The organism is uncultured Campylobacter sp. (assembly GCF_938045225.1).
Lineage (GTDB): Bacteria > Campylobacterota > Campylobacteria > Campylobacterales > Campylobacteraceae > Campylobacter_A.
In genome coordinates this window covers 1-4,391 of the sequence record NZ_CALINL010000069.1, presented here as the reverse complement: position 1 = coordinate 4,391, position 4,391 = coordinate 1, and the positions used below count along the sequence as shown (strand labels likewise).

The window sequence follows — 4,391 nt, the reverse complement described above, 5'->3', positions numbered from 1 at the left end:
TAGGCAAGCGCGCGAATGACCATGAGCAAAAAAGCGTGACAAAGTGCAGAGAAAGCCAAAAAGCGAGGCTAAATTTAAAAATGCGCCTTGGTTTAGACAAAAAGTCGCTAATTTTTATAGACCAAAATAGAAAGCCGGCGCTGTTTTCGTCGAGCAACAAGCAAAGTGCAAGGGCTTTTGGAAGCGAAATTTACACTTGGTAACTCAAGCCCACATAGCATCGTAGCGTAGCGAATTTTAAAATATATATCCGACGAATTCGATTTTAACTTTACGTTATTTTTAACTACGAAAAACTTATCCGCATTATTTTGTTGCCAAATTCCTTACTCGCCTAAAATCCAAAAATACATTTCAAAAATCGACCATTTATGCCAATTTGAATATCGCAAGCAAAAGCGCAAGATTTGCGGTTTAAATGCTCAAATTTAAAAGATGCTACCGCAAGCACGGCAAACAAATGTAGTAATTTTAGCGGAAGCAAACAAAACTTACGGACAAGTTTTAAAATAACGCAAAAGACAAATGCCGCGGCTACCGATAAAATCACTCGTCAAAAAGCTTTGAGTAAAATTTTATCGCCATAGTAATAAATTTAAAGTTAGATCGCCTTGCTTGCGGCCGTTTAAAGCTGCAAAACAAGGCAAAAACGCCGCGCCGCAAATTTAGCGGCGAGAGAGGTAGTTAGTATCGTAGTTGTTGTCTATGAAGTCTTGGTTCTCCATCATCGCGATGTGAAAATCGCGCGTAGTTTTGATGCCGCCGATGACGAGCTGTTCTAACGCGACCTTCATTTTGCGTATCGCGCGGTTGCGATCGGTATCCCAGACGATGAGTTTGCCGATCATGCTGTCGTAATACGGCGGGATCGAGTAGTCCTGATAGATGTGGCTATCCATGCGTACGTTTCGGCCGCCGGGGCAGACGTATTTGGTTATCTTGCCGGGACTTGGCGTAAACGTATTTGGATCCTCAGCCGTAATGCGGCACTCGATGGCGTGACCTTTTAGCGTGATGCTTTCTTGCGGCGGTAGCGCCTCGCCCTGGGCTACTTTTATCATTAGCTCGATGATGTCTAGGCCGCTCACCATCTCGCTCACGCAGTGCTCGACTTGCAGGCGCGTGTTCATCTCGATGAAGTAAAAATCCAAATTTTTATCGACTAAAAACTCAAATGTTCCCGCACCCTCGTAGCCGATAGCTTTTGCCGCTTTTATCGCCGTTTCGTGCAGTCTGGCGCGAGTGTCGTCGTCTAGCAGGATCGCAGGACTCTCCTCGATCAGCTTTTGGTGGCGGCGCTGCATAGAGCAGTCGCGCTCGCCGATGTGCAGGACGTTACCGTGGCTGTCGCCGATGACCTGAACCTCGATGTGGCGCGGGTTTAGGATGTATTTTTCCATATACATCGTTCCGTCGCCAAACGCGCTCATCGCCTCGCTCTCGGCCGACCAAAACGCCTTTTCGATGTCCTCTTCGCGCTCGACCACGCGCATGCCGCGTCCGCCGCCGCCGGCTGCGGCTTTTAGGATGATCGGATAGCCGATTTTTTTAGCTAGCTCTTTGGCTGCCTTCGTATCGGCTACGGCGCCGTCAGAACCCGGGATTACCGGTACGCCCGCGCGCTGCATCATCTGCTTTGCCTTGCTTTTGTCGCTCATTAGCGCCATCGCGGCTACGCTAGGACCGATGAATTTTAGCTTGTGATGCGAGCAAATTTCGACGAAATTTTGATTTTCGCTGAGAAATCCGTAGCCCGGAAATATCGCGTCAGCTTCGCTGATCTCGGCCGCGCTGATTATGGCCGGGATATTTAGATAGCTGTCGCTTGAGCGCTCCTTGCCGATGCAGATCGCCACGTCGGCGTATTTGACGTAGAGCGCGTCTTTATCGGCCGTGGAGTAGACCACGACGGCTTCTTTGCCCATTTCCTTTATCGTTCGCAATGCTCGCAGCGCGATTTCGCCGCGATTTGCGATTAAAATTCTTTTTATTTCCATCAAATTTTCTCCACGCCAAATAGCGGCAAGCCAAACTCGACCGGCTGACCGTCAGAAACGAGTAGCTCAGTGATCTGGCAGTCGAATTCGGCCTCGATCTCGTTCATGATCTTCATAGCTTCTATGATGCCCACGATGTCGCCTTTTCTCACGCGTTGGCCTACTTTAACAAACGGCGCCGCGCCAGGGCTCGGAGCAGCGTAGAAAGTACCCACCATAGGCGATTTTATGCTGTCTTTTGGAGAATTAGCAGGAGCTTTGACCTCTGAGCTTACCACAACGTTTACCGGAGTCGGAGTCGGGGCGGGAGCTTGGATGACGGGCTTTGGCAGCTCGCAGCAGTCGGCGAATTTTTCAAGCTCGACCTCAAAATCCCCGCTTTTTATCTTTATGCGGTTCATGTCCATCTCGTTAAAAAACTCGATCAGCTCTTTTATGTCTTCTTTTTTCATAGAAATTTCTCCTAAATAGTTAAAGTTCAAAACTTCTTATTGTAGCAAAAAATTGATAAAATTAGGCATTTTTTAGGTTTTTACGTCGTTTAAAGAGGTAGTTTTTGACCATAGAAAAAATTTGAACTCTATGGTCAAAATTTAGGAATAAAATTTTACTTGCAGAGCTTTTTTACTACAGGTATACTCTGATAGATGGGCATAATTTCTCCTGAAATAATTAAAGATTTATTGACCACGTTGTCGTTTTTAAAATCAACAGTCAAAGCCAGCTCGCCATTCCGCTTGTATATTTTGGTCTCACCATGAAGAACACCATTGAGAGTACTTGTTTCTAATTTTACTTTGCCATTATCATAAAACATCTTGTTTGTTCCATCTGCCACTTTGCCGTTTTTGCAAAAAACCGAGTATTCCAACTGTCCATCTGAATAAAATGCTTCCCGTTTTCCATTTGAAGCATCGTCTTTAACGGTATCCTTAAATTTTAGCTTTCCGTTGCTTGGATAGTACTCTTTTACGATACCGTTTATTTTGTTATTTTTATACGGAGTTTCTTTTACCAGGACTTTACCCTGATACTCTTTTATGACACAGCCCTGCATTTTATCCAGCTTGGTTTCGCAAATTTTATCATTTGAACTCGCAACCATCAGCGCAACAGCCAAAAGTATTATTCTTTTCATTTTTTACCCCCTACTTGTTTGTCTCATATTTAAAATCACCGCCATCAGTACTTATGACGATCTCTAGCACATCGTTAAATGAACAACCAAGCTCTATATCAAATCTCTCTCCAAAATTTTTCACTACGGGAAGTTTATTCTCATATATTTCTCGAGCTTCGTCCGTTAGACTATCCAAGTATGCTACCGTTTCTTTATTATTTTTACGAACACCAGGCTTTGCCATCACGCTATTGCCATCTTTTGTATATAAATACAACACAAATTTATGATCATCCAAAAAGACGGGATATTTATCAGAAAAAAACGAACGATTTTGTTCTTCTTTTGTAGCTATCTTTGCGTTTTCAGGATATTTATCGGCATAAGCCTTCGCTTTTTCATAATCTACCCCGCCATACTTCTCGATAGGACAGTTGCCCCTATTTACTATGATATCATTGATTTTGGTATCATTGTCAGTAGAGACAATAGAAAGTATATTTACCATCATATCCATCATATTTTTCGATTGTTTAAGGCTTATCTTTGGCGCTTCGACGGCATAAAGCCCGCCTGTTCCTAAAAGCAAGCCTCCCGCTATCGCAACCTTGCATAAATTTTTAATATTTTTCATTTTTTCATCCTTATTTTTATTTTTTGCTTGCATTTCTTATCGGTAAAAATAAAATTTATGATTTCTTATTCGCTCCTTGCCTTTAAGATTTTAGTATTTTGCTTATCATGTCTATTGCGAGAGAGACTAGATTGCTATGCTTATTTGCAAATTCTAAAAATTTACCCAGCTTTTGCTTTGGCGTTAGAGATTTTAGCATGAGCCTATCTTGCAACGATTTGTCTTTTATCTCATTTTGGACGATATGCTTTATAATCTCCTCATCCTTGAAAAGCAGTGCAAATACCGCAGTTAGCTTCATCTTTAAAAGCTCATCGTTAAAGCTGAAATCAGCACTCTGCCCCATCTCTTTTAGTCTTCGCAAGATTTCTCTTTTTTCTATGGGATTTTCGATACTTATTGTTATGGTTGCTGTTTTGCTATCAGATTCAATGTTTTGTAAATTTTCTTTTATTTTTTTTAAAACATTGCTTAGAATATTTGGATTGTTTGTATCTCCGTATCTTAGATGAGCGTTTAATCTTAAGGTTTTTACGCGATTTTCGCTTATTTTTAGTAAATTTGAGATTTCATAGTTGCTTTTTTCACCAAAATACCTAGACAACAAATGAAAAACAAGTATGTCTATCTCGCTTTTACT

At 42.1% G+C, this 4,391-nt stretch carries 6 protein-coding genes; 1 reads left to right on the top strand and 5 read right to left on the bottom strand.

The annotated features are described in order from the left end of the window. Positions 1-203 (top strand): hypothetical protein (locus tag Q0200_RS03120; protein ID WP_297937583.1); only part of this gene is annotated, 203 nt, incomplete at its 5' end. 462 nt (positions 204-665) lie between these two features. Here the strand turns inward: Q0200_RS03120 and Q0200_RS03115 are convergent. The 5 genes from Q0200_RS03115 to Q0200_RS03095 form a co-directional block, all read right to left on the bottom strand. Continuing rightward, entirely contained in the window at positions 666-1,997 is a 1,332-nt protein-coding gene (locus Q0200_RS03115; RefSeq protein ID WP_297937585.1) for an acetyl-CoA carboxylase biotin carboxylase subunit, read from the bottom strand. After that, positions 1,997-2,449, bottom strand: coding sequence for an acetyl-CoA carboxylase biotin carboxyl carrier protein (accB, locus tag Q0200_RS03110; protein ID WP_297937581.1), 453 nt, complete (start codon positions 2,447-2,449; stop codon positions 1,997-1,999). The genes Q0200_RS03115 and accB overlap by 1 nt, the downstream gene beginning before the upstream one ends. A 155-nt stretch (positions 2,450-2,604) precedes the next feature. Continuing rightward, positions 2,605-3,135: a hypothetical protein gene (locus Q0200_RS03105; protein WP_297937579.1), complete on the bottom strand. Its 531-nt coding sequence runs from the start codon at positions 3,133-3,135 to the stop codon at positions 2,605-2,607. A gap of 10 nt (positions 3,136-3,145) precedes the next feature. Further along, a complete protein-coding gene (locus Q0200_RS03100) occupies positions 3,146-3,751 on the bottom strand; it encodes a hypothetical protein (RefSeq protein WP_297937577.1) in 606 nt (201 codons plus the stop codon). 82 nt (positions 3,752-3,833) lie between these two features. Further along, the coding region (locus Q0200_RS03095; protein WP_297937575.1) for a hypothetical protein at positions 3,834-4,391 on the bottom strand (558 nt) is incomplete at its 5' end.